Annotated in this window: 7 protein-coding genes and 3 tRNA genes; 7 read left to right on the forward strand and 3 right to left on the reverse strand. The window is 57.0% G+C overall.

The genetic code is table 11. From position 1 onward, the window contains the following. The first annotated feature begins 28 nt into the window (after positions 1 to 28). The 3 genes from ACNFIC_RS13905 (at position 29) to ACNFIC_RS13915 (ending at position 342) form a co-directional block, all read left to right on the forward strand. Positions 29 to 104: transfer RNA gene (locus ACNFIC_RS13905), tRNA-Glu, on the forward strand. A gap of 4 nt (positions 105 to 108) precedes the next feature. Next, positions 109 to 184, forward strand: a tRNA-Gly gene (locus ACNFIC_RS13910). A gap of 82 nt (positions 185 to 266) precedes the next feature. Further along, a tRNA-Gly gene (locus ACNFIC_RS13915) sits at positions 267 to 342 on the forward strand. Between the two features lie 162 nt (positions 343 to 504). Here ACNFIC_RS13915 and ACNFIC_RS13920 read toward each other — a convergent pair. The 3 genes from ACNFIC_RS13920 to ACNFIC_RS13930 all read right to left on the reverse strand — a co-directional run bounded on the left by ACNFIC_RS13920 (position 505) and on the right by ACNFIC_RS13930 (position 9,507). Beyond that, positions 505 to 1,587: a fimbrial protein gene (locus ACNFIC_RS13920; RefSeq protein ID WP_416781227.1), complete on the reverse strand. Its 1,083-nt coding sequence runs from the start codon at positions 1,585 to 1,587 to the stop codon at positions 505 to 507. Continuing rightward, positions 1,587 to 4,160: a fimbria/pilus outer membrane usher protein gene (locus ACNFIC_RS13925; RefSeq protein WP_416781228.1), complete on the reverse strand. Its 2,574-nt coding sequence runs from the start codon at positions 4,158 to 4,160 to the stop codon at positions 1,587 to 1,589. The genes ACNFIC_RS13920 and ACNFIC_RS13925 overlap by 1 nt, the downstream gene beginning before the upstream one ends. Positions 4,161 to 4,416: 256 nt before the next feature. Then, positions 4,417 to 9,507, reverse strand: a complete 5,091-nt coding sequence (locus ACNFIC_RS13930; protein ID WP_416781229.1) for an RHS repeat domain-containing protein — start codon at positions 9,505 to 9,507, stop codon at positions 4,417 to 4,419. Positions 9,508 to 9,862: 355 nt separating this feature from the next. On the opposite strand from ACNFIC_RS13930, the gene ACNFIC_RS13935 reads away from it, so the two are divergent. From ACNFIC_RS13935 to ACNFIC_RS13950, 4 genes are all read left to right on the forward strand, one after another. Then, positions 9,863 to 11,716, forward strand: coding sequence for a hypothetical protein (locus tag ACNFIC_RS13935; RefSeq protein WP_416781230.1), 1,854 nt, complete (start codon positions 9,863 to 9,865; stop codon positions 11,714 to 11,716). 71 nt (positions 11,717 to 11,787) lie between these two features. Further along, positions 11,788 to 14,271, forward strand: coding sequence for a hypothetical protein (locus ACNFIC_RS13940; RefSeq protein WP_416781231.1), 2,484 nt, complete (start codon positions 11,788 to 11,790; stop codon positions 14,269 to 14,271). A gap of 2 nt (positions 14,272 to 14,273) precedes the next feature. Next, entirely contained in the window at positions 14,274 to 17,225 is a 2,952-nt protein-coding gene (locus ACNFIC_RS13945; protein WP_416781232.1) for a hypothetical protein, read from the forward strand. Positions 17,226 to 17,354: 129 nt separating this feature from the next. After that, positions 17,355 to 21,188: a sugar-binding protein gene (locus ACNFIC_RS13950; protein ID WP_416781233.1), complete on the forward strand. Its 3,834-nt coding sequence runs from the start codon at positions 17,355 to 17,357 to the stop codon at positions 21,186 to 21,188. The last annotated feature ends 80 nt before the right edge of the window (positions 21,189 to 21,268 follow it).

A 21,268-nucleotide genomic window follows, 5' to 3' on the forward strand; every position in this document is an offset into this window, starting at 1 on the left:
ACCTGGTACGCTGAAAAGCGTCGGCTTAGTCCCCTTCGTCTAGTGGCCTAGGACACCGCCCTTTCACGGCGGTAACAGGGGTTCGAGTCCCCTAGGGGACGCCATATTGCGGGAATAGCTCAGTTGGTAGAGCACGACCTTGCCAAGGTCGGGGTCGCGAGTTCGAGTCTCGTTTCCCGCTCCAGTTCAAAGCACAGCGCCGTGGCGGTGTGTAGGTGGTGAAAGGCTTCAAGCGTTTCACGCCAAATGCGGTAAAGCTTCACTTTGCGGGAATAGCTCAGTTGGTAGAGCACGACCTTGCCAAGGTCGGGGTCGCGAGTTCGAGTCTCGTTTCCCGCTCCATTTATAGATTTACAGAGCCCATCGCGATCTGTAAGTTTTTGAAAAAAGACGCTTAGGCGTCTTTTTTCATTTTGGCCCAGTTTTGTGAGTTCACCACCCACCACGAAATGCAGGTGCATTGCTCGGACCGCAGGGCCTAAGCCATGCGGTCTTTTCTGTGCGCTATTTGTAGCTCACGGTAAAGGTCAGCCCTTCCTCAGCTGATCCCGGCGTCACCACCGATTGGCTTTGGTAGTAGCGCGCTTGGAAGTCCAGCTGGGTGATCCCGATACTCAAGGGTTTGACCCATTCATCGGATTGCAGTGGCATGAAGGTTCCGTCGCTGCGCAGTAGCTGAATTTCAACCCCGCGAGCATTCGAAGCGCTCCCCAGGCTGAAGCGTCCTTCGCCCGGAACGGTCGGCACCGAACCGTTGGCGCCATCCAGTTCGATGTAGACATTCGTTGGGGTGGGGTTTGGGGCGCTGGCGTCTTCACAGTCACTGAGCGTGATGTGGAACGGAACGGGCGTGGTAGTGGTACCTACCCCTTTGAAGTCCGACAGCTTGTGGTTGCCCAATTGCACGGGGTCGGCGCTGACCGCATCGGATTTCAGGGAGCACTGTGCCTGATTTACCGTGGCGCTCATGCGGTACTCCATGACCTTGCCCAGATTATGCATGAACCCATGAAACATCTCGCCGTTGACGCGTTGAGGGCCGGGGGCGATCGACCCGGTCTTGATGAGCCAGGCCTGCCCCGTCATGAGCCACACTTCTACGTTGAAAGGTTGGTCTCGCAGGGTGCCTGCGTAAGGAATGACTGGGCGGGTACCGGGGTCGGGAATGAATGAGTTGCCGGCTACACCGTCAAAAGGTGAGCCAAGCTCAATGTATATCCCAACCCCTGGTATGTTGGTTTCCATGACGTGCCCATTGATGTCCTTGCCGCCCAAGGGGGGCAGCGTGCCAGGGAAGATCGGGGCGGTGTTGGGCAGGATTGCCCGAGGTGGGCTGGTGGTGTCCGGCAAGCACGAAATCCTCGCGCCTTCGTTGCTTCTTTTGGTGATCGAGCCGGTACCGATCACGGTGCCGACCACAGTATCACGGGGCACCCAGAATGTTCCCATGTCAAGCTCGAAGGTCATGTACCTGGCGGCGTTCTGGAACGTACAGCTTGCGTAAGCGTTGCCAGAGCAAAGGCCCAGGGCCAGGCAGCAGGCGGTAAACCGCAAGCGCCGATGGAGATTGAATGTAAGCGCGTTCATCAAGGCAGTTCCTGGGTATTGTTCGCGGACTGAGGGGGCTGGCCGCTAGCCACGTGTGGTTGGCATTGCAGGGTTTGCAGGCGGTAACCACCCTCTTGTGCGAGTGCTTGCGGGTCGATATTCAGTGAGCAGGCGTTGTCACCGGCCTCGCCCCACAGTACCCGTATCGCCTGCGGACCAGGGGTATGGGTGGACACCAGGGCCTGGCCGGCCTGGCCGACTATCCCCAGGCTCTGGCCGTCACCCCCGAGCACCTGAGCGCCAAAGGGCACGGGTTGGTCATTGGCCTGCAGCAGTGTCAGCACCAGGCGCGCGACGTGCTCGGCCTTGTAGCTGGCCTTGACTACCGCGCCGCGGCGTGGAACCACCTGTTGGCTGGCATTGCCAATCAGCACTTCCGGCGACAGATCGTCGGTTTGCAAGACCAGTGCATTCAGACGATAGGGGCGCAGGTAGGGCACCAGTGCATAGCCCTGTGCATTGGTTCGCGCCGAGGGCGTGTTTTGCACACTGACGCCTGCCACGTTCGGTACATGCACCAAGGCCATGGTTTCCCCCAGGTGGGTGCCGAACGCCACACCGTCGCCATGCAGCATGACGGCACCGCTGGCATTCACCGATAGGCTGCGGTAGTCGTTGCCTTGGTTGTAGCCCATGCCAACAGTGGCTTGACTGCCTTGATAGTTGACGGACAGTCCACCGCTGCTGCGCCCCTGACCATCGTTGGCCAGCGAGGTGCTGTAGGTGAACCGGTTGTCCGCCAGGCCGCCGCTCAGGCTGGCGCGTTCACTGGTTTGGCCGTTGTCGTTGCGCAGGTCGAAGCTGGCTTGCTGCTGACGGTTGAAGTCCAGTGGTACGCTGAAACTCAGGCCGAACATACGGCTGTCCTGGTTTTTCGAGTCCAGCGCCTGGGACGCAAACAGGTTGACCGCCACCTTGCCGACGCGGGTGGTGTATTGCAGCTGGTACTGGCGGCGCTGATGGCGGGTTTGCCAGTAGGTATCCTGGGAAAACGTCAGGTTCAGCGCGCTGCTTTGGCCCACGTTCTGGTACACCGATGCTTCCAGGCGGCTGCGTCGGTTGCCCAGGTAGTTGCTAGCGTTGCTGCGTTGCTGCACGGCTTCGTCAAAGTCGCGGTAGCCCTGCGTCGAGTAGCGGTAGCCGGCAAAGCGCAGGTTGGTGCGGGTGTGGAAGCTCTTGCCATAGCGCAAGGCGAAACTGTGGCCCTCAGTTTCACCCAGGGGGTTGCCCAGATCGCTGGATGAGCGGGTGACGTCGAATGACAGCGCGCCCAGTTGGCCAATGTCGCGGGCCAGGCCCAGCACGCCGGCATTGTAGTATTCACTAGCAAGCAGGCCGCCGTAGACCGTGGTATCCCAGGCGCCGCCCCGCGCCAGTGTGGCTTGCCAGAACAACGGGTCGTCAAGCTGTTCGGCGCCGTCGTAGCGGCCTACGGTGGCGCTATAGCGCCATACGCCTTCGCGCAGCAAGCTGGCCATGCTCGAATAAGGTTGATTGAAACGGCGGATCTGGCCATCGGCTTCTGTGATGACCACTTCCAGCTCACCATGGCCGGAGCCCACGCTGAGGTCATCGATGGCGTAGGGGCCTGGGGCCACATAGCTGGAGTAGATCGGGTAGCCATTGTGCAGGATTTCGACTTTGGCACGGCTCTGCGCCACGCCGCGGATCACCGGTGCGTAATGCTGCATCGCATCGGGCAGCATGTCCGTGTCGGAGGCCACCTGCGCGCCGAGAAAGCGTACGCTGCGGAACATGTCGCTGTTGGTGAAGGTTTCGCCCAGGGTGAGGTTGGCCTGCAGGCCTGGTAGGTCGCGCTGTGCGTAGGTGTCGCTGCGGGTCCAGCGACGTGCTCCATCGACTTCCTCGCGCAAGGCCTGCTTGCTGCGCAGGCGCCAAGCGCCCAGGTTGATACCGCTGTTGAGGTACAAGTCCTGGCTGCTGCGGTTGCCGCCGCCACGCTGGCTGCTGCTTTGGGCTGTGGCCTGGTAACTGATGAAGGCGGCATTGATACCGTTGCTCCAGCGCGCTTCGGGCACGCTGCCCGAACGATCCTGGCGCAGGGCACGCTGCGGAATCGACAGTGACAGGTGCAACTGCGTGGCGTTGAAGTCGGCACTGGCGTGAGGGATCAGTTGCGCCAGGTTAACGCAGCTGTCGTCGTCAGGCAGTGGTGTTTCCAGGGCCTGTTCGCGCAGCGCCAGTGTGCGCAGCAGCGTGCTGGTCAGGCAGGGTTGCAGGCCTTGGCCGTTCTGGCCTTCGATGAAGTCGATGTCCTGTTCGGGCAGGGGGCTGAGGTTGAGTGTGAGCCGCACCCGGTAGCGCCCCGGCGGCAGATGCGCCTGCGCGGCAAGGTGTTGCAGGGCCAATGATCCGGCTTCGCTGGCCTGGCCGGCGGCCTGGCGCATGAAGCCGGGTTCGAAGGCAATCTCGGTTTGCTTGGCCAGAGCAGTGGGCGCAAAGGCCAGCGCCAGGCAACTGCCAAGCAGTGGCGGCAGCGGGGTGAGGCGCGGGCGCAACGGCAATAGCCTGCGCCGTTCGAGCTGGAGCATGAGCGTGTCCTGGACGGCGCCGACGGACGATGCACAGGAAGGCTCGTGGTGGGCGCCTGAAGCGAAGGGTGGGGGCGTGATGGCAGCTATTGCCGTTGGGTCACGCTGAAAAGGCAGGCGCAGATTAAAATGCGGATAAAACTGGGGATGTAGGAAAAGGCCTTAAACTCGCTGGAATAAATCATAGTTCTGGCGGTTGTCGTGTTGCCAGAAGAAGCGTCTCGCTGCCAGAAGCAGCGAGACGTCAGGCGTTTAACTACTTGGGAGGGGCAGTAACAAAACTACCGTTGTCAAGCTTTTGCAATGTGAAATGGTTTTGTTCGCCCAGTAGTGTCAGATCGAGATTGAAGCCTGGCTTGGTCGGTGCACCGGTTGGGTGCTTGATAAGCGTCGTGGTGTTGCTGCCTGACTGCATGGCCTGAGTTCCTCGCGCGGCGGTGTTGGAGGCGCTCATTTGAGTACCGGCAGAAACGGAGCTACTCGAAGATTGAGTTGCGCCCGAACTTGTCGATGGGGCAGGTTGTTCGAAGGTACTTGAGCGTAAGCTCGCACGAGGGCGCCGAGTAACTATCTTGACTTGATTAACAGTCGTGGTGTTCGTCGATTCCGAGTAGATGTTCTGCACTATCGTCTTGCCTCCCGCGTTGGCCATTGCAGGCGCTGCTTTTGCCCCCGCCGCTGCGGATTTTGCAGCCCCTAGCGACGCTTTCGTAGCCGCCGCTCCGTATCCGCCCGCAAACATACCGATAATCGAGAACGGAACGACCAAGTTCTGCAGCATGTTCGATGTTTCCGGATCGCTGTACATGATTGCTGTCGCTGCCGCCTGCAGGCCCACAGCGACACCGTTGGCCGCCACACCGACCACACCAACGATATAGCTGGTGGTGATACCGATGCTGGCCGGTGCCGACCATGGCATCGCGATTACCGATGCAACGAAAATGGCGGCGGAAGCGGCGACGCCAAGCCAGGCGTACCAGGGTACTTTGGGCTTTTCCTCCGTATCCAAGCGTGCCAGCGGTGCCTGGCGGCCACGCGCCACGGGTTCACCGCGGTGGCCGGTCGGATCGTGCCAGTAAACCGGGTTGCCCAGGGCATAGACGTAGGGGTTGATGCCGGCTTCTTCAGGCGGTAACGAGTCGGGGCTGTGGAAGCGCATCAAGCTCGGATTGTAGGCCCGATAGCCACTACCCAGCAGGTACCAGCCAAAGGCATGTTCACGGGCTTCGCCGTTGAAGGCCAGCAGGCTGCGCATGCGCAGGTTCGCGTCTTCGAGCCGTTGTTCACCATAAGGCGCGTAGTGGGCATACCGCGTGCCATGTACATCGTGCTCGGTGTTCACGCTACCGGCATGGTCGGTGAGTAGCAGCGTGGCGGTTTCGGCGTGCTGCTGCGCCCGTGGTTGGCCACCTGCATGCAGGTATTCGGTGAGCACACCATCTTCCAGGATGCCGTCCAGGCTATGCGCCAGGTAGCGCCGTTGTACCTTGTGCGTATCAGTGCCGGAGTAAAGCAACTGGTCATGCCCGTCATAGCCATACTGCGCTGTGACCTTACCATTGGCATCTTGCACCTGATGCAGGCGGCCAAGGCTATCGTAGTAAAGCGCGTTGCCACATTCATCGTTGAGCATGTTGCCCAGTTCGTCGTAACTGAACGTCTGTTCTGCCGGGCAACCTTCAGGTGGCAGGGTATGCGTGACCTTTTCCAGGCGGAACCCGTCGTGAGCGAAGTAGGTAAACTTCGCATCGTCCCGGGCGCCGTCATTGAACGTGGTGCGGCAACGCTGAATATTGCCTACAGCGTCAAACCCGAACAGTTGGGTCGTGATCTGTCGACCTGCGGCGGTTTCGACGGGGCAATCGTATCGGGTCAGGCGGCCGAGAAGGTCGTATTCGAATGTTTCCTCACGCAATTTTTGTTCGCCTTGCAAAAGGGTGCGCGAGTGCAGCATGTCGTTGTCCAGCCACACGAGCGCCAGCTTGCGTACCTGGCCGTTGACACTCAAGGTGCGGCTGGTTTCGCGGCCGAGGGTGTCGTACTCCTGAGTACACAGCGTGAAGGGTTGTTGTTCAGGGGCGGGATTGGTCGTGTCGCGGGTTTCGGTGGTCTCCAGCAAACCGGTGTCTTCGTTATAGGTCATCGTCGAGGTGAGGTTGCCCTGAATCACCTTAATGAGTCGGCCTTGCTCATCGTAATCATAAGTACGGGCCAAACCATCGCTATGCTTGCGCTGGGTGGGCAGGCCTTGCCAGGACTGCTGGTAAGTGATGCTGTAAGGCGTGCCGTCCGTATCGGTCAGGTGCTCTTCGCACAGGTCGCCCTGGTCGGTGTAGACATAACGGCGCTTGCCCAGCGCATTGTTGGCGTGGGTAATTTCTGCGCTTTTCACGTCATAGTCGAAATCCGCAGCCTGTTGATCCTCTCGACGTAGGGGGTCGTCCCCGTCTTCCAGCCTTGCGACAAGTTTGCTGGGCTGTTCGGTCAGCTCGGGCTTGTACTCATAACCGATGACTCGCCGGCGCGTGCCCTTGCCTGTCGCCTCCAGGCCAGAAACCGTGCGCGTATTGATCAGTTGAGTCATACCTTGGTAGGTGTATTCCTCAACCCGAGTACCCACGGTCACGCGTTCAACGCGGCCAAGCCCATCGAATTTGCGCTGATAGAGCATCCGTGCAGGGCTGTCGCCGCTTTCTTTCAAATGCAGTGCCGTGACCAGCTCGCCCATGCTGTGCGGGGCGAACGAGCGGAGCAAGATAGTGTCATCTGGTCGCTGATTGCTAGTCATGCGTCCAAGGGCGTCGTAGGTGAACCTATTGGTGAACTGTAGGGTCTGGCCATTGCTTGCGGGGGTCTGGATCGTCTCCGTTGTGCTTAGGCAGCGGCCTAGTCCGTCGTAGGTAAAGTCAGTGCGGCCAGCCTCGCGTGCAACGTGTTGTGTGCCGCCTTGGGAGGCATCGATCGGCTCTTTCAGCAGGCGGTACTCATACACCGGCTTGTTGAAGCGGTTAAGCTTGCTGACGGTTTGCTGCAGCCTGCGCCCAGGCTCGTTCGGGCTCTCGATCCAGTGGGTGATCCGTTGGCCACCCGGCTCTAGTGGCGACGCTTCGATACATTCCTTGATGCCATCGGGGCGCACTGTTTCACACAGTCGGCCCCAGCCGTCGTAGGTGTAATGCGACTGCAGCTTGAGTACACGTGGCGTTTGCGCGTCGTCCATGGCCGCTAGGTAGTCATAGCCGGTTTCACTCGCCAGTCGGCCGGCCGAATCATATTTCAGCTCGGCGATCGTGCGCTTTACAACCTTTCCGGTTAACGCATCCTTGGCTTCACGCTCTTGCCGGATTGGGCGGCGGCTGCCATCGAACACGGTGCGGGTGATCACCCCCTTGCTGTCGGTTGTCTCCTCGCTAGAACGTTTACGTCCACCCTCGTCTAGCAACGTATAAGCGGTGGTGCGTGACGTGGAGAATGGCGTGCCAGGGCTGGCGATTTCTGAGGTGACGCGGCCCAGCACATCATGTTCATAGCGCGTGAATACACCATTGGCATCATGCTCCAGCACTACCAGGCCGTTATCCAGGGAATAGGTGGTAGCGGTTTTTTTTTCTAGTGTATGGGTGTGGTCAGTGAACGTTTCGGTGCTGCGGCTCCAGGTGAGTTGATCATTGTCGTCCTTGACCTTCTCGTACTTCCAGGCGCTGGCGCTAGTGAAATTGTTGATCTGCAGCACTTGTCGATCAACCCGACCGTGCAGGAACGGGGTATCGGTCTTGTTCAGGTAGAGGCGCGTTTTGCTGTTCAGTAACAGGCGTTCTGCGCCCTCGCCTTCGAACGTGTCCTCCTTCCCCAGCGACAGCCATTGCGGCATGTTCAGGTCGAGGTCGGCTTGTGGCAGTGGCGGGAGGCTGCAATAGGTGTATTCGCTGCTTAGCGTCTGGGCCAGCGGTTCGCCTGGGCTGGACGGGGCGGCAGGGCGGATGACGACGGATTTGAGATTGCGTTCAAAGCCTTCTGGGTCATCCTGGCCAGGGTAGTACGTACGCGCCATGTACGTGCCGTCGCTTTTAAGCTCGGTCAACAAGTTGCCATGCTTGTCGTAGGTCGTTTCGGTTTGCTCGTGGTCGCCCACCGTAGGGTCGCCCACTTTCGTCCAGGCTTTTTTCACGATATGCGGGAGTTGAAAATATTCCGGTTGATCTTTGAAAGATACGTTTGCTGTTTCGTGATAGTCCGTTGTAATGGTCTCGATGCAGCCATTGTCTGTGGTGACTTGTGACTTCATTAAATGAAAGCGATTGAACGTGCTGTCCACCGTTCGGTAGCAGGCCCCCTCTCGGTAATGCTCAGCGGTGGAGCTGTATGTAAACGTATGGCCTGTAAATCGGTAGAGTTGATCGGTGCCGTCCTCATTTCCGTAGACCAGACCTGTGCCGTTGCCCAGGAAGTTATTACTGGAGTACGTGTATTTCGTGAGTATATGAGTGCTGCTGTCGCGTACATCAGGCTTGACCCAGTGTTCATGGACCGAAGGTAAGTAGCGATCGGTGCCTGGGTATCTATGGCCCGCGACACCTTCATGGTAACTGATCGTCTCCATGCCTTTGTCAGGGTTTTCAACGCTGATCAGGAAGGGCAGTTGATTGTATATTTTGTAATGTAGCTTCCAGTATTCATCACTTGACGTGGGCAGAATAATTTGTCTGAGCTCATTGTTATCCAGGTTCAGTATGTACTTGGCGGGGCTGCGCGAGGTTGGGTTGACCGTGAACTCCGCACGGAGCTCGGTGGGGTACTTTACGTCGAGCAGTAAACGGCCCGTGTCATCGACGATGGATTGCAGGCGTGCCTTGCTCTTGGTCGTGTCGTAGGCGAGGTTGACGCCGTGGCCGGAGGCCCCCATGACCCGGACGGGCACGGCGGTAGTCGTGTCATTCTTTTGCGGCTCAAGTATTTCGCACAGGCCGCCTTTATGTGCAATACGAATGCGTTTCTTGTCGCCTTTGCTGATATTGCTGAAATGAAAACTGTCCAGTTTTTTTTCTTCGATGACGGCGGGGTAGTCAGGCCCATTGTCTGCGACTTTGAACGATTCCCCAGTGTGCAGTGAGAGCATGCCGGTGGTGATGTTGAAGCTGCTGAGCTTCAGGCTCCAACCGATGCCGAACCCGTTGTTATCATTGCTCATTGGGTTGAAATTCAATTGCAAGGGCAGGTCTGGGCCGCAAAGTTCGTTGGCATTCAAACTTGGAAGCGCAATGGACAGGGTGTACAGACCCGTGCGGGGATCGACACTGCTCTGCATGAAACTTGAGAAATTGAACGCATTCGATGTGGTTGCCATGATGCGGGTTCCTGTGTGATGTGTGCGTTGAAGCATCTGCGTTCAGCGCGGGGTGCTGTATTGGGGGGCGGTTGTCGGAGGTAAGGCGCCCCAGTGTCAGCGGGCCTCCAAGACGAGTTGTCTACCGTGAAGGCTAAGAAAAAAGCCAAGTACGTGCACCTGATAAAACTACTAGGTGTACGCGCTTCCAGCATCTCGGGCGCTGTGCCGTGGGCCTGTTATTTTTACTAGTTGTGGGCGCGGGTGGGGTGTACTAAAAATGTTCTGGCAAGCAACTGAATTCGGGAACAGGCAATGGCATCGCACTGTTTCTGTTCTGTTGATTTATCTACTGGACGGGTAGGCCTGGTTCTTCATGCACCCTGCCGGCGCTCGCCAATTTTTTGGAATTTACGATATGAATGAGTGGCGAGATGAAGATGAGGCTTTGGAGGCGCCCACCATTGAGGGTTTGACAGCATTCGGTGAAATCGATCTGGATGTACTTGGTGATGAGGAATTGAAAACCCTGATCAAATATTCCGGCATGGTCGTCAACGATCTGGTAAGGGTGCGCTGGCTGGGGCGCAGTCTCACGGGTGAAGCGTATGATTACGTAGCAGATTATGTCATTGACGATGAACATATGCTGCATGGGCTCGAAGTTAAAATCGCCAATAAATCGATTGTGGAGGCTGCGGGTGGGGAGGCTTTTTATTCCTATACCCGTGTGGCGGATGGCCCCAAGCCTGAGGCCAATTCGTTTCGCGCTTTTTGCTATATCGGCGTAAGGCCCCGAGGACAGGTCGAAACACCGTCTGTACTGCAAGTGGTTAATTCCCATGGCTTGATCATTCAACCCAGCCGGTTACCCAGCGGCGGGATGAGGGTAATGGTGCCCCCCTATCAGGCCATGCAGGAGGGGGACAAAGTGATTTTGACGGTAGAGTGTTACGAGCCGGATGGCACACGGGACGGCATTTGGAAAAAGTCAGTGACCGTCGAGAAAAAACATTTCGAGCAGGATGCCATCAGCGAAACGGTGCCCAAAAATTACTTTGACTGGATCGATCCAGGCTATGTACTGGCGTACTACGAGATCGAGTTCGCAGTGGGTGGGCGCCTGAACTCGCCGATGCAACGGTTGGAAGTCGATTCAGATGGTGGTTTGCCGGTCTATCTTGGCAAACCCGCCATCGATGGACACAACGAAGGCGACCCGCTTGACCCACAGAAATTCCCCAATGGGGTACTGATCAAGTTGCCTGACTACCCAGGCATTGCAGATTCAGACTACCTCACACTGCTGTGGTCCATCCCCGGGGGCGTGCAATACATGCCATCGGCGCGCGTGGATCCCAGTACGCGCGCCGCCGATTCAATCGCATTTCGGGTCAGCTCGGACATCCTGGCGATCAGTCAGGGCACCCAAGTGAGTCTGTCTTACTTGTACAGTCGCGAAGGGGCGGGGCTTCGCTCGGAAACGCTGTCGGTTGATGTGAAAAGTGCACGTTACCTGCAAGTCCCCGTGGTTGAAGGCGCTTCGGCGGATGGTATGCCGGACGGCGGCCATATCCTGGCTGATCAATCGACCTCGGGGGTTTATATCAATGTGCCTGCCGGTAACGCGTTGCCGGGTGAGACAGTGCACGTGCATTGGTCTGGTGCTGCGCCGCTTGGCGAGTACGTGGCCAAAGCACCGGCTTCGCCGGATAAGCCGTTGCGCTTCCTGATACCGCCCGAACACGTACCGGCCAATATGGGGCGTACCCCGGTGGACACCGCGTGGCGCTTCAACGTGTTTTACAGGCTGTCGAGGGATGAAACCACCTACTTCGACTCAATGCCTTACAAGTTACGCATCAAGCCATTGAATAATTCAACGCTGTCTACCGTCGATTTACCGGATGGTCCGGTCAGGTTCAGTAGTTTACCTGAAGAGGGGGTGAGGTTATTCATGGGTACTTGGCCGTTCATTGTGCCAGGGCAACTGCTGTCGATAGTCATGGAAGGTGTGAACTCTGTGGGCGAGCCGGTGGAGTACACCGTACGAGATAAAAAAGCGGTGACAGCAGCTGAGGCCCGCAGCGGTGTAAATGAAATGCTGCCGAAGTCGGCGCTCCGGCAATTGAAAATAGGGGAAAACTTTACCTTGTATGCTCGGGTAAGTTTTAACGGGGGCGAGTTTTATCTTAAATTCCGGTCGCAGTCGTCGCTGCTCAATCCGTAGTTTTGCAGTGATGCTTATTAGCTCGTGCAGGGCCCAAGGGGGCATGCACCTAAGTTTTAGGGAGAATCGTCATGGCTAGGCTTACATTAGAGGAATTTTACACTTATATGAAAGGGGCGCCTCGCACTCGTGGGTGGGGCGCGCTTTTGGTCTATGACCGTCAAAAAGCTAACCTGTTGTTGATGCAGGAACACATTCTACGGGCGGATAAAAAGGCATGGATCGAACCCGTGTCGGGTGAGAAGGTAACGGAAAACGGTAAGACTTCACGGTTGTCCAATTTTACCTTTGGTGCGCCAGTCCTCTCATTCGAGAACGCGAACATAGGCAGTTCGAGGGCTGCCCTGAGCATGCCAGTGGTGGGCGGCAAGTTGACCGAATGGGCCCGTGAAGCTGGGGCCGAGCTGCCGACACTGGTTGGCATCTCGAACCTGAACCCACTGACCGCTCCACGGGTCAAAATGAACATCAAACTTACCGAAGGCGCTGGAGGCATAGTTGATGAAGACGGGCGTGTATATCTGGACCTGGCAGACAGTAGCTCGTATTACTTTGAAGTAAGCCAGTGGAGAGAATTGAATATCAAGCTAGGTGAGTTGATCGAAGAAAAGTTCAAAGACCCCGCGAGGGGGGAGCAAGTGTGGGAACTGAATAGGATGTCACCTATGGAAGGGGATATGAAACCCACGCAGTTCAGGGTGCGTACGCATTCGCTGGCCAGGGCGGGGAGCAAGGTAGCCAGCACCAAACAGGCGGATTTGGAGGAGGGTGCGATCCTGGTTGGGGTAGCCTTAAATGGGGGAAGTATCGGAGATTTTCCAGATGAAGATAATCTAATGCCGTATCTGTTACCTGCCCGGAAGACAGGTGGGGCATATTCGGCCGGTATCATTCTAAGCAGCCAAGCGTGGGTGCAGGCCGCAGTGAAAAGCTTGTTTGATAGTATTGCAGGTACAGGCTATGAGTCTGTACCCATAGTATATGAAAAGGATTCCAGCGGCTTTTTCAAGCGTGCTACTGGTGGTGGATTTAGGATTTCCCGAGTTTACAAACTTATTGATGAGTCAGACCATTATTTTACTGTGAATGTTTTCGGTGTTTTGGGGCATTTATCGTTTGCTGTTGCTGAAGGTGGGCTTGTCGGTAAATGGAGTTGTGATGCTGAAATTGGTTCTATTGAAATTGGTATGCGCATTAACGGTCGATGGGAAGTATATAAATATGACTTGTCGATGGAGGGTGGTGCAGATTTCTTCATGGAGACGTACATGGATGGCGGTGTGTTGCGCTTACGCTCTACTCAAGGCATCGTGATGAAAATTAAATGGAATATCGGCTCGGCGGAACATGAAGGCGCTAGGGCTTCGTTCGAAAGCGACGTCGAGGAATATATAAAATCTATCATCAGCCGTATTTCAGGGCGGGTGAATGTTATCGACTACTGGCGTATGAACGCTCTGCTCTTCCGCGAGGGACAACGTACTGTCCCTGATACGTTCGCCTCCCCCGGCGATGTCTTGATGCTGGGCGAACTGGCGCCCACTCTGACCGCCTTCGCGATTGACCCGATTGAAACGTCCCTTACCGCAGAGGGTACGCAAAAGCTCACGCTCACGCCCAGACCTCAGCCAGGGGATAAAGTGACGTGGGAGGTGAAGGCACTGCCGGACGACCCCGAAAAACCTGTAGGAGCCGCGCAACTGGGCGAAATCGTCAACGAGGTGTACAAGGCGCCCAAGGCGGAGACGATTAGTGGCACCTTCCGCCAGGTCATCATTACCGCAACGGTGGGTGATAACAGCAGCAGCGCCTTGTTTACCGTTGTGCCCAGCGCTGTAGCGGTAAGGCCGAACCTGCTCAATGCGCTCTATTCCAATGACCAAAACGCTCAGCGCTATGTACTGGAGGGCGGCAGCGTGGGTTCGGAATTGGTCTGGACCAAAGGACCAGGCTTCAAAGGTGAACTGCGTGACCCGACACCGGCCGAATACAGCGAGCTGAATATCCCCAGGGACAGGAACGTCAAAGTCTACGTCGCCCCCAAGCGTGCCCCGGACTCAGGGCCAGTGCTGGGTGCGCTCATGCAACTGGATCAAGTTCAGGTTAGCGGCGGCGGTCGCACGGAAACCATCGATATCACCGTACTGTGGGGGCCGGCTGCTGCAACCCTGAAGGTTGCGGCGCAAGGCTCGGCGCTACAACTGGTGCTGGCTGTTCAGGGGTGGGGCGGTGCTCCGGTGGATCTGCCGCCTGACCAGACAAAATGGTTCGTGGCCAAGGGCAAAGGCAATCTCGATGAAGCCAAGGGTATCTACCAGCCAGCGGCGGATGAAGGTGATTACGTGATCATTGCCGGGGTCGGTATGGCAACAGGCGCGTGGAATTACGTGGTTCTGCCCATGCCATACACCGCCGAAGATGCGTTGGTCCTCGAAGAAGTGACAAAAGCCTTGCGGCCTCTCCAGGTTGAGACTGTCGAGTACACCGCAGAGCAAATCGAGGCAATGGAAGGCGTGAAAAAAGCCTTCAGCGTGCTGAGTACGGCGAGGAACTGACCATGTCGACCTATACCAAAGAAGCGTTGTTCGAAGAACTCGCCAAGGGCGACAGCACGCGTGGGAGCGGTGCGGTGTTGGCGCTGGGCCGTGATGCCGTCAATCGGGCTTTGCAGGCCAGCTTCGTCGAGCAGTTCGATCAGCGTGGCGGGTTACCCGTGATCGAAGGTGAGTACTTTATCGACCCTGATGCCAGGACCGAGAGGGTAGCTTTCGAGTACCTGACCCTGGGGCCGCCTCAGTTGTCTTTCAAAGACGCTTCGGGCAGTTCGGGGCAGGTCAGGGTGAGCATGGAACTGCTCACTGGGCAGTGCGTCTCCTCGACGGTCATGTCAGGCAACGTCGAGCAGCTCAGAAGAAGCCATGTATTGAACATGGGCATGGGCTATCGCTTCGAAGTCTATGGCCGGTTGAAAGTGCAGCCGCACCCGTACCTTGATAAGTACAACGTCGTGCTTGACCTCTCCGAAGCCAGTGAGCCTAGCTGCACGCTGGGCGGCAACAGCACTGCCGCCGTCAGGATGGGGGAGTTCATACTTGAACAACTCAGATACGAGTGGCTTTTGAGCAGTCCGCTCTCGTTGTTGGCGTTCGATGTTTTCGGCAATAGCGGCTTGTCCACCCGGCACATCCAGGCGGTTGCGCAGCGAGCTCCCAGCGGTGCGGGCGGTGGCACGTCGCCTGAAGACGATGGGGCTGTCCTGGTGCTGATGCAGTTGGTCGCTGGCCCTGAAGTGGGTCAGCCAGGTATTGGCTTGCCTTATTTGTTGCCCCGCAATAGCGATACCGACAACTACGCCAGCGCGTTGCTGATCAGCCGGGAGCGGGCGGCGCTTGCCAAAGGTCGCCCTGGCGTGGTGTTGGAGCAACTGGTGCTGCCCGATGCTTACCAAGTTGTGCTGGAGAAAGACGAGCACAACCCGCATGACATGATCGTGTTCGGCGATGTCAGGGCCGCTGCTTTTTCCCGTCAGCCGCAACCGGTCATGGCCCAAGTGGCCGCAGGCAAGAGCGCCCGCTTCAGCGTCGCGAACCAATCGGTAAGGACGTGGACGGCACGCGATGTGAACAACCCCATGGACTCTGGCCAGATCCAGGCCGGTGATTACGTCGCGCCTGCATCGAACACGTTCCCCTTGCGTCAACGCCTGGTAAACGTCAAGGCGCACTTTGCGAATGCTCAGGAAGGGGCGAGCACGTCGGCGTTGGTGGTCGCTTCCAGCGAGGACGTGGTGATTTCACCACGGGTGGTCATCTGGGTCAAAGGCGATGGGCCCATCCGGCTGACCGCATCGCAAGGGGGGCGGCTGGAGTGGGAGCCTGAAGGCGACAAGTTCGGCAGCATCGTGCGGGATCCTGACGGCGATGTCGAAACACCACACGCGATTTTTACACCGGATGAGCCTACGTTTGATCCGCCCGTTCGCCTACAGCGGATCAAAGTCACCACCTGGGAAGGGGGCAGTGGTTTTGCGACAGTGGTCATCCTGTCCATGCGCGCACCGCTACAGGTAGAACCCTTCCACGTAGCGAACATGCCTGCATCTGGCTCCACGCAGTTCACCCTGGCCGAATCACTCACTAGGCAGGTCCCGGCGCAGACATGGGCTGATAGCCCCGCTGTACACAGTACCCAGTGGGTGCTGTACGGGGAAGGCGAAGTGGATGCGGGGAAATACACAGCGCCAGCGTCGAGCGTTGGCCAGGTTAGTGTGGTGGCCGGTGTGCATGACGGCCAAGCTGGCATTGCAGTGATTGAACACAATGGTAATACCCGCCTGGAGCATGCAGGCGTTCCCCAGCGCTGGGTGGAACTTAGTGAATTCAAGCTATTTCTCAACGACACATCGCGAAAGAAAGCCTGGGCAAACGGCAGGCAACAGGTCGGCATCGATATTCATATCAAAACCAGCCCGTTCAATGACCCAGATGGCAACACCCTTTATGACCCCGTGAGCGATGCGGAGTTGGCGACATTGCAGCTTACCCATCGGGATGGCACTCCGATCGAATGGCTGCCAGCGGATACCGAAGCGATCACGCCAGGCCGCGCGCAGTGGGCTTGCAGTAAGTTTCGTAACCGTTTCGACTATTTGCCGGCTACCGAAGGTTTCGTGCCGGCCCAAGAGGCGAAGGCGCAGCAGGCGAGAAAAGACCAGTCGAAGGCAATTGGGGTGAAGGGTGAAGAAGAGGCCTTGCGTATTGTTACGGTCTACCTTCAAACCACCCAAGCTGAGGTGCAATGGATTCGGGCCAAGTTTCAAAGCCATACCAATAAGTGGTTCGACTCGTTCGTAAAACACCCTTCAGGTGATGGCGAGGTTGAACTGGGTGGGTTGCCGCCCAGGAAACTGGATATTGCAGACTTGGAACCCTTCACCGCAAAGCGCGTGGCTGAAAAGGACGGGTTTACCAAGCTCGATGATTTCGGAGGTGTTGTCGACGGCCACAACTACTGGCACTTCACCACCGATTACTGGACCTTGCGCGCCAGGGGACAGCGAAGCTTTGTCGATGTGCGCTTCGATCATGTTTCAGTCCTGAAATATGAAAGCGAGTTGCTCGACGAAACATTCACCAGTTATGTGGGGATTGCCTACGTGCCGCGAGTGCTCCCGGGACGCACCGCTGATCGACGTATTGAATACCAGGCGGAGCTGGAACTGATGGCGTTGACGCGGGCATCCACGCCCTTGAACCGGGAATTCGCCGCAGGCGAGCACTTCAGTGCCGGTACTGTGGTGGTGGCGCTGGAGCGGGTTTCGGACATGAAGTTCTGGTACCAGCCAGGGGGGCGGCTTTTCCCCGAGCCACTCGGAAAACCGCTGTATTTCACCTTGATCGATAACTATGGGTCGGAAAGTAAGCTCTACATGAACTGGGGGCGGCAGTTGGACAATGGTTCGATAAGTGCTGTTGATGTGCGTAATTTCCTACACTGGAAGTTCCAGTAACTACCCCGTTCACACGTGATCTACGGACGTGCATTCTCTTTTTGGCGCGCGCCCAGGGCGCCGCCAAATGTGAGCGGCTTATATTTGAGGCCGGGCACGAGCTGCGCGGCCTCCTGTGAGGAAAGAAAAATGGCGACGAATTCTTTAGTTCATTCCAATGCGTTTAATTTCATGAGTTTCGTTCAAGGTGGTGTCGATCCACGCACCGGGCAATATATCGTTTCTCTTGAATTGCCCGAACTGGTGGCCAACCACTTGAACGGCCCCAACTTACCGTTGCGCATCAGCTTCAACCCGATGAATCCGGAAAACTCAGGCTTTGGTGCGGGTTGGCGTTTGAATTTGAGCGAGTATGACCCACAAAGCCAAATGCTTAGCCTGCACAGCGGTGAACGTTTCAAGGTCTTTGACAACGGTCCGGGCATGCAGGCCGTCATACCGGAGCGCAAGATCGACAGCTTCCATTTCGAGAATATTTCGCCGGATGGCAAGACCACGCTTTATCGCGTGGCGCACAAGTCTTCGATGATTGAAGTGCTTACATTGCACGATATCGACGAGCCAGGGCAACCCGGCAAACAGGTGGGACTGCCGGTCAGAGTACTGACGCCAACCGGGCATGGCATTACCCTGACCTACCAAAAGGTCAATGTGCCTTCTCCGATGCCGGGCATGCCAGCCAAGGGGGTGCCGTGTCTGGCATCGGTTGAAGATGACAGCAAGCGCAAACTGCTCGAGATCAACTACTCGAACCTCGATCAGGTACTGATCACTGTCAACCCAGGCTCGGTTGCGCAGGCTGTCTATACATTGGTGGGCAAGGACAGTGAGCTGGTCAAGTTGGTTTTGTCGACCGCAGATAAGGGCCGCTGGGCATTCGAGTACAAAAAGGTCGGCCAGGTGCGGTGCATTGAACGTATGTGGACACCGGTCAACGGCTTTGAAGAAGTTTTCTACAAGGATGATGGGCATGCCCTGCCTGGTGTCGAGCGCAGGACGCTGCCTCATGTAGAGCGCCACGTGGTGAGCCCTGGGGCCAATCAGCCGCCAGTGCGGACCGACTACGCATTCAGTTCGAACAATTTCCTGGGTAATAATACCGGTATCACCTGGGCCGATAACGGTGAAGACAATCTCTACAAAGCCACCGGTGCCGACTACCGTTACGACGGCACCGCCACGCATTACCAAGGTGACACCCCGGTCTATACGGTCAAGACCTCATTCAACCGCTTCCATTTGATGGTCGAGAAGATCACCACGCAGAACGATTGCATCGAAACCCAGGTTCTCACGTACCCAGAAATTGCCAACTGGCCGTTCAAGGACCAGCCTAACAACTTCCAACTGGCCGAGACCACCACCACCTCCTGGCGCAAGGGTTTGGGCGGCACTGCGCGGGAGGTGGTGGAGATTACCCGCTATGACGAGCAGGGCAATCTGGAGGAGAAAATCGAAGCCAACGGGAGGCGCACGCTCATGTCGTACTACCCAGCTACCGATGATCCAGAACACTTCAAGAGTCTGCTCAAGACCGAAGAAGTTATTCCGGGGCCTGGCGAGGCAGGCGCCGAAGCCTTGCGCAACGAGTACGGTTACCAGTTGGTGACGTCATTGGATAAAGACAAGTATGCACGTGGCGCGTCTTTGCGTAGCCATGAGCAGCATTTGCGTGTGCGTGATGGGGCGCTGTTGTCGATGGTGCGGAGCCCTTACCACGACACGCCCCTCGACCCACTTGAACATGGTCGTGTCCGTGAGCAAACGCTGACCCTCAATGGCAAGGCAACCCATACTGAATATGCCTACAGCGAGGTTTCGGTAGACGGCCACGCTGCCATCCAAACTCAGGAAACCGTGACCGGTTTCGATCACGACGAGCCTTTGGCAGAGCGTGAGTTGATCAATGCCAAGGGTAAAGCGCAGCGACATGCCCAGAAGGTCAATACCTTGCAGCATTCGATACTGATTGGCGAGCCACTGCTCACCTATGACGACAATCAGGTGCAGATTGCCTACGCGTATGACGAATTGCGGCGTGTCACCCGTGAAACAGTTGATCCCAGTGGTCAATACAAGGCATCACGCGACTATGCTTATCACTTGTCGTCCGATGGCCAGCAAGCTTGGCAGATGCAGGCCGATGTTAAGGGTGTGAAAAGCTGGAGCTATGTCGACGGTTTGAACCGCGTTGTACGAATGACACGCCAAGACCCGGACTTCGGCCTGACCCGTAAAACCAAGGAAGAAGAACGGCTCAGTTACACCGCACGCTATGACGAACTGGGCAACCTGGTGGAGGAGGTCGAGTACGATTGGCTTGAGTTGAACAACCTGCCGTTGCGCACCACGTTCGAGTACGACGACTGGCGCCAGCGTCACGTCGAAATAGGCCCGGACCAGGTGCGTGTCTGCACGCAGATCGACCCGGTGGGGTTGCCGGATCGCCTAGGGCCGGTACGTGAGGAGTGGCGAGAGTCGCTTGATGGCAGCGAATCCACCGGCATCACCCGCACCCGGCTGAACCTTTTCGACATGCCCGTGGATGTCGAACGCCTCGACAGCCAAGGCACCCGGGTGAGTTTGCACCGCTACTTCAACGATGGCCTGGGGCGCATGGTGCGGGAAGTGGATGCACGGGGTAATGAAACCACGACCACCTATGATGAGTATGATCGGCAGGTGGATCAGACGCTGCCTGATGGTTCGGTGGTACACCGTGACTACGCGTTGCACAGTCCGGCCGATTTGCCAACCTTGATCAAGGTGCTCGACTCTACCGATGGCATCGAATACGTGCTGGGCACGCAAACCTTCGATGGCCTGGACCGCATGATCGAGTCGGTCACTGGGGGGCGCAAGCGTACCCTGCTGTATGGCAATGGTCAGCGCCAGCCGGAAGCGGTGATCACACCGGCGGACCACCGCATCGACTATGAATACGTGCCGCAGTTAGGCGAGGAGCCATTGAGCCGCAGGACAGTGGGCAAAAATGCGCGCTACACGTATGACGAACACAATGCCCGCCTGTTGCATTGTACCGAGAACGAAGAGACGCTTGAGCGTGAGTACTTCAGTACCGGTGAAGTGAAGGTTGAAAGACGCCAGCGCAGCGACGACGCGCAAGCGTATGAAATGGTCTATGTACACAGCTTGAAGGGTCGCTTGCTGGGGTATACGGATGTGCTGGGTGAAACCCAGTCGTATGAATACAACCCGCTGGGCCAGCTGTATCAGACCAGTCTGGGAAATGTCACCAGTACTTTCCGTTATGACGAACTGGGCAGGACCGCCAGCATCTTCACGCAGACCGTGGATGAAGATGGGAGTCGGCGCAGTTTGAAAACCGAGTTGTTCTACGATGAATTCGAACGTGAAATTCGTCGGCGTTTCGACTTTGGTGATGCGGTACAAACGTTGACGCAAACGTACAACGAAGTAGATGGAATTGACAGTAAAACATTGACGGCGGGCGAACAAGATGGCGAGACGCTGCGCCATGAAACCTTTGAGTACGATAAGCGGGCGAGGTTATCGAAGTATACCTGCGAGGGCGTGAATGACTATGTACCTGTCGACCCTTACGGTAACAGAATCGACAGCCAGTTATTCCGTTTCGATGGCCGGGACAACATTACCCGAGTCAGGACCGACTTCCCAGGTGGCAGGTTGGATGCTGACTATCAGTTCACCAATGAGCAAGATCCGGTGCAACTAATGAGTATTGTGCTGAAGTGGGTAGACGTCGAGCAAACGCATGACGAAGCGCAACCAGTCGTACTCAAACAGGAAGTAGTCGAACTGGCCTATGACCTGGATGGCAATCTGGTATTGGATGAGCAAAAGCGGGAACTGACCTATGACCCAATGGGGCGGCTGGCACGTGTGCATGTGCCTGCACAGGACGTTACTGCACACTACGGATACGACCCATTAGACCGCTTGGCGTCGCAGGAAGCGTAGGCTATTTACCTGATTTTAAAGACCACGATGTGTCTGGGCCTGCCGTTGTGCAGGCTCTTTTTTTCTGGTTTACCAGCACC

The organism is Pseudomonas sp. NY15463, assembly GCF_048068415.1.
GTDB classification, from domain to species: Bacteria; Pseudomonadota; Gammaproteobacteria; order Pseudomonadales; family Pseudomonadaceae; genus Aquipseudomonas; species Aquipseudomonas mosselii_C.